We start from the raw sequence: 6106 nt of genomic DNA, 5'->3' as shown, positions 1-6106 counted from the left end.
GTACCTATATATAGGTACCTTTTCTAATAGTTTTTAGCAGAAACAACTACATCCGATAATGATTAATAAAATAAATAATACAACTAGTAAAGCGAATCCTCCAGCGAAACCGCAGCCTTCGCCGCAACTACCACCATATCCCATAACAATAGTGCCTCCTTTAGATAAGAGGGGAAAACTAGGATTCATTCCATGGATTTTAACGGGTTCACTTTACCTTATGTTTTAAAGAACGAATGGAGCAGGTCCTTTTGAAAATAAAGAAAAGACGCCATTAGGCGCCTTCCTGTTAGGTAGATAAGACTTTAGTTTTCCAATCTAAAGAAATTTTGTATCAGCTCTTTGTGAGTATAGCATAATATCTAATTGATTTATTATGCATTGTTACATACTTTCCTAAACTCCTCTATTGTCCATTTGATAAAATAAAATCCTAATATTACCAAAAATCAAATAAATATTTCTATATATTCAATATATTTACAAAAAATAAAAAAGTGATACATTTAAGTTGTAAGTTATAAAAACTATTAAAGGGGGATTTATTATGTTCAAGAAATTAGTAGTAGGGCTATTGGCAACTGGTATTGCATTAACAGGAGGAATTGGAGCGGCTTCAGCTGATACGCAAAAAGCTGTGAGTTCTCCGAAGCAAGCAGCATGCTCAATTCCTTATGAGTATTCTAATGGTAAATTCAAAAGAACTCTTTATTACTCAAATGGAGTATATGCTAATAGTTTTAATGAAAATGTTTGTGGCGGGACGATTACGTGGTATTTAAAACATGTTCAAAATGGAGTTGCTTTTTACGAAGGTAATTTAAAATAGTAGATTCTTTGAACCTCATTTATTGAGGTTCTTTTATTTTTAGTTTTTAAAATGATGCTCCATAAAAAGGAAAAAAGAACTTGTAGAAATCACTACAAGTTCTCTTTTTTGTTAAAGCGAGTACAGGGGATACATAAATTATCTCATTATTCATAACGGGGAAACCATATTGATTACGGCTTAGTTCCATTATATAACAATTTTTATTTTTTTAAGGTTATGTAAATTATATTGGTGAGAGGATACATCATTTAATAAGCCTATTATTCCTCAACTTTATAGAAAGATATGCTCAAGCGTTATCATAAGGGTTAGGGGATTTATTAAATAGAAATAATTAGTTGTAATATAACTTGTTTTTTACCTAATAAACCTTTTGAATTCTAAATATTAACTATAGAGTAATTCATTTCATAAATTTTAAATTTTTGTGAACGCTGTTATTATTTTATATATAATTATTCCAATAAGTATTGTGTTGATTAGTTGTTTTCTGATAACATCGCTGTGTGTTCTACTCTAATAATTATAAAAAGGTGGTGTTTTCTTTATGTCAAACATGTTTCATCAAATTGGTGATGCGATTGAAAGGAGTATGTATTTTAAATCTTGTTTTTATATCTTAACAGGAGCTCTGCTTATTTATATTGGTTACATTGTAGGTAAGTGGGTGGGTTCTGTTGTATTCTAAAGTAAAATAATGGAATTAAATCAAGAAAAAAGAATTTTTTCAAAAAAGTGTAGATTTTTATTAAAAGGTGTATTAATATGAAATCCATATTACTTAAATGTAATATAATTAAATTAAGAATAGGAGATATTATTATGAATTCAGTATTAAAAAAAGAAATGCCTAATTTATCAGTATTAAGTAATGAGGAATTAAAAAACATTGATGGTGGAGTGGTTCCTTTAGCAATTGCTGGAGTTGCTGGTTTTACAAAAGTAGCTGGTGCAATAACAGCTGGAGCTGGAGTTGTTGGAGCAGGTTATGTAGGCGGAAAATGGGTTGGTAAAAAGATTTTCAAATAAGAGGTAGTAAGGAGTGCTTAAAATGAAAACGATTACTTTAGAAAAGTACAAAAGTCTAACTGAAGAAGAGTTGTACGATACAAATGGTGGACTTGGTCCTGTAATAGTAGCAGGTGGCTTACTAGTTGTTGGAGCTGGTGCTGGACTGTGGGATGCTTACGAAGAGAGTCAAGCAAAAAAGAAAAAGAAGAAAAAATAAACATTTTTATAAAGAGGAAAAGATTGTATGCGCTTAATAGTACAATCTTTTCTTCTTTATAAAAAGCCTTTCGATATGGAATTTTTGAAAGGCTAACAAATTTTATTGTTATCTTTAAGTGCAATAAGTTTGACACTCCTGTGTTTATTAACATATGTGGGAGAGAATGCATTTAAAAGTTAAATATGAGAGGTTGTTTAAATAAGTATGTCTTTATTTAAAAAATATCATTGGGTGAGACAACACGATATTAAAGATTGTGGTGCAGCATGCATTTCTACTGTTTCTAAACATTATGGATTACATATACCTATCTCCAAAATCAGAGAATATGCTGGAACTGATAGAAATGGAACGAATGTTTATGGTTTAATTCAAGCGGCTGAAAAGTTGGGTTTTTCTGCCAAAGGAGTAAGGGGAAATGTAGAATCTTTAAAAGAGATTCCATTACCTGCTATTGCGCATGTCATAATTGATGGGAAGTTATTACATTATGTTGTTATTTTAGAAATCACCAAAAAGGGTAAAGTGATTGTTGCTGATCCTGGAGAAGGGATTATTAAATATGATATTAAGGAATTTAATGAGATTTGGACAGGCGTTTTAGTTCTTTTAATACCTAATGAATCTTTTCAATTAAGAGATGAAGAGAAAAATACATTCAGTAGATTTATGTTTCTTTTAAAAAATCAACAAAGTCTCTTAATTCCTATTTTTCTTTCATCAATTTTAATAACCATATTTGGAGTTTTGGGTGCTTTTTATTTCAAAATTGTAATTGATAATATTGTTACTGAGAATTTAAAGCATACGCTAACATATCTTTCTATTGGGATCATCATATTATACATTTTTAAAGTTCTTTTAGAGTTGTTTAGGTCGCATTTAATTTTATATTTGAGTCGTCGGTTAGATATAAAGTTAATGTTTGGTTACTATAAACATGTTTTATCCTTACCTATGAACTTTTTTGAAACAAGAAAAGTTGGTGAAATTATTTCGAGGTTCCAAGATGCTGCTAAAATTAGGGAGGCACTTGCGACAACAACTTTAACTGTGATGATTGATACGATTATGGTAATAGCTGGTTCTATTTTGTTGTATACACAAAGTTCTACTTTATTTTTCATTACAGCATTACACGTACCTATATACATCCTTATTATTTGGATGTTTCAAAGCTCTTATGAAAAAATTAATCGTCAAGAAATGGAAAGTAATGCTGAATTAACTTCTTATATTGTAGAATCGCTAAATGGGATATCAACAATAAAATCCTATAATGCTGAAAAAGAAGCAGAATTTCAAACTGAAAAAAGATTGATAAGTCTTTTGCAGAAATTCTTTAAACGGTTTTTAATTACAAATAGTCAAGAATCTATTAAAACAATTGTGGAATTAGTAGGAGGTGTTGTAATTTTATGGGTTGGAGCTATTGCTATATTAAACGGGGAAATGACAATAGGTCAGCTAGTTGCATATAATGCACTATTAGTGTATTTCTTAGATCCTATAAAAAACCTAGTAGATTTACAGCCAACATTACAATCTGCTTTTGTTGCTTCAAAAAGATTGACTGAGATTTTAGATTTAGATTTAGAAAAAAATGATCAAGAAGATAAAAAACTTTCACCTACTTCTTTTCATCACAAAATTAGATTGGATAATATAACTTTTAAATATGGAACTAGGCAAAATATATTTAATAATTTAAGTTTTGAAATCCCAATTGGATATAGTGTTGGGTTTGTAGGGGAAAGTGGTTCAGGTAAAACAACAATTGCTAAATTATTAATGAGATATTATGACGTAAACGAAGGTAACATTTATTATGATAACTATCATATTAAAGATATGAATAGGACAGGTTTAAGAAATAAAATAGCTTATGTTGCTCAGGAATCTTTTTTCTTTAGTGGTAGTATTTTTGATAATTTGGTATTTGGTTTGAACAGAGAGGTAACAATGGACAAAATAATAGAGGCATGTATATTGGCCGATGCCCATGAATTCATTAGTTCCTTGCCACTCCGATATGACACATTATTAGAAGAAAATGCTTCTAATGTATCTGGTGGTCAACGGCAACGGTTATCAATTGCCCGTGCTCTATTAAAAGAAGCAGATGTACTTATTTTGGATGAGGCTACAAGTCATCTGGATTCGACTAGTGAGAGAAAAATAATTGAAAACTTAAAGGAATATAGAGCAGGTAAACTAACAACCATAACAATTGCTCATCGATTAAGTACAATTATGCATTGTGATAACATATTTGTAATGAGCAAAGGAGAAATTGTTGAGGAAGGCAAGCATGGAGAATTAATAAATAAAGATGGTTTATATAGAGTGTTGTGGAATAATCAGCTACCACAAGAATTATTAGAGATCACCCGATAAAAAGGAGCATAAGAGGAGTATACATAAATGTCACAAACAATAAGAGACATAACAGAGCTGACTGATAGCGTTGAAATGCTTGAGAAAAATCCCCCGAAATTTATTAAGCTATTTATCTATTTAGTACTAGCTATAATAGTTAGTGCTTTGATTTGGTCTTATTTTAGTAAAATAGATATCTCAACTAAAGGGTCTGCTACTATCCAATCTTCTACAGCTGCAGTAGCTGTTAAACCAAAAGTATCAGGAGAAATTAATGATATTAAGATTAAACAAGGCGAAAAAGTACATAGGGGAGATCCTTTAATAGGTATAACTAATAAACAGTTAGAGCAGGAAAAAAAACACTTAGAAGAAAATAGAGAGAAATTGGATGCGGAAATTAAGGATTTAAACATTCTTAAAGATGTTATTGAAAAGAACCAATCAAAATTGCCTGTAGATGTTGAAGGAAGTATTAAAAATGAATTAGATAGCTATTTAAAGCAAAAAGACTTATTAAATAATGAAAATAAAAATAAGATTGCTGATTTTAACTTTCGCCTTCAAGGCCTAAATCATGTAAAAGATGAGGTTATAAATAATCTGGAATTTGAAATTGAAGCTATAAAAAATCAAAATAATATCTTGAAAATTGAAAAAGAGGGGCTTCTTAAACAAAATAAGATTATTAAGGATGAAAATATTAATCAAGAAACTGAAGCAAATATGAATAAGGTTAATCAATTAGATTCTGAGATTGAGGGGAATCTAAAGAGTATTTTAATAAAACAAGAGCAAATAAAAAATAGGACCCAGGAAATAGCATTGGAGAAAAAGGTTATCAATGAGAATATAAGAACTCAAGAGTCTAATATCCAAGATTCTGTTGAAAGTCTTAGAACTTCTAAAGTCTCAGATATTTCGAAGGAGATTGCTGAAAAGAAAAAACAATTGTCTTTGTTGCAACAAGATATCAATAATATGAATTTGAGTTATGAACAAACTGTAATTATTGCACCGAAAGATGGTGTAATTGAAATGCCGAATCGTATTAAAGTAGGGGAAACGATTGAACAAGATAAAGAGGTATTATCAATATCACCTGATGAAAATACGAATAGGGTATTATTATATATTAATTCAGAAGAGATTAATAAAATTAAATTGGGCGATAAAATTAAATATACTTTTGAAGTGGGAACGACGGAAACTTATTATGGAAATGTAGTTCAAATCTATCATGATCCTATTATTAGCAAGAATAAAGATACTACATTCTTTGTTGTAGAAGGAACAATTGAAAATAAAGGGAAAAAGAAGTTGCGATCAGGTTCTACTGGAAAAGCTGCAATTGTAGTAGATCAAAGAAATATTCTTTCATTAATATTAGAAAAATTAGATATACTTAACTGACAAAGAATAATAAATTAGCTTTTTAGGAGGAACATTCATGTTCATAGTGTCTACAGCAGTTTTTTTACTGGTCACTTTACTGTGTATTACGTTATATTTTAAAACACACGATAAACGTTTTATGTATCTTGGATATGTATCATTATTTTTAACTTTTTTTGTTATTGGTACTTTTTCATAATTAAATGTCCAGTGGTTTATCCCGTAAAAGCCCGATTGGTGAGGGCTCATAATCAGTGGGGGATGAACAA

The 6106-nt window shown here is 29.9% G+C and carries 8 protein-coding genes; 6 read left to right on the top strand and 2 right to left on the bottom strand.

All coding sequences use genetic code 11. From position 1 onward, the window contains the following. Nucleotides 1–33: 33 nt before the first annotated feature. On the bottom strand, nt 34–144 hold the full coding sequence (locus KI369_RS26570; protein WP_000540371.1) for a YjcZ family sporulation protein: 111 nt from the start codon (nt 142–144) through the stop codon (nt 34–36). A 403-nt stretch (nt 145–547) separates the two neighbouring features. Here KI369_RS26570 and KI369_RS26565 point away from each other — a divergent pair, with 403 nt between their 5' ends. From KI369_RS26565 to KI369_RS26540, 6 genes are all read left to right on the top strand, one after another. After that, nucleotides 548–829, top strand: coding sequence for an LCI fold-containing protein (locus KI369_RS26565; RefSeq protein ID WP_000473834.1), 282 nt, complete (start codon nt 548–550; stop codon nt 827–829). A 550-nt stretch (nt 830–1379) separates the two neighbouring features. Beyond that, nucleotides 1380–1520, top strand: coding sequence for a hypothetical protein (locus KI369_RS26560; RefSeq protein WP_000069043.1), 141 nt, complete (start codon nt 1380–1382; stop codon nt 1518–1520). Between the two features lie 134 nt (nt 1521–1654). Next, nucleotides 1655–1861, top strand: a complete 207-nt coding sequence (locus KI369_RS26555; RefSeq protein WP_212958493.1) for a class IIb bacteriocin, lactobin A/cerein 7B family — start codon at nt 1655–1657, stop codon at nt 1859–1861. Between the two features lie 22 nt (nt 1862–1883). Continuing rightward, nucleotides 1884–2060 (top strand): class IIb bacteriocin, lactobin A/cerein 7B family, encoded by a 177-nt coding sequence (locus KI369_RS26550; protein WP_000849668.1) that lies wholly within the window; start codon nt 1884–1886, stop codon nt 2058–2060. Nucleotides 2061–2267: 207 nt separating this feature from the next. After that, the gene (locus tag KI369_RS26545) at nt 2268–4460 is read left to right on the top strand and encodes a peptidase domain-containing ABC transporter (RefSeq protein WP_212958490.1); all 2193 of its coding nucleotides are present in this window, start codon (nt 2268–2270) and stop codon (nt 4458–4460) included. A gap of 27 nt (nt 4461–4487) precedes the next feature. Then, entirely contained in the window at nt 4488–5855 is a 1368-nt protein-coding gene (locus tag KI369_RS26540; RefSeq protein ID WP_212958488.1) for an HlyD family secretion protein, read from the top strand. On the opposite strand, the gene KI369_RS26535 is transcribed toward KI369_RS26540, so the two are convergent. Then, on the bottom strand, nt 5838–6106 hold a 269-nt coding region (locus tag KI369_RS26535; protein ID WP_212958486.1), incomplete at its 5' end, for a hypothetical protein. The genes KI369_RS26540 and KI369_RS26535 overlap by 18 nt on opposite strands.

This window comes from Bacillus sanguinis (assembly GCF_018332475.1).
GTDB classification, from domain to species: domain Bacteria; phylum Bacillota; class Bacilli; order Bacillales; family Bacillaceae_G; genus Bacillus_A; species Bacillus_A sanguinis.
Note: the sequence above shows the minus strand (reverse complement) of the source record. Positions and strands in the feature narration are given on the sequence as shown.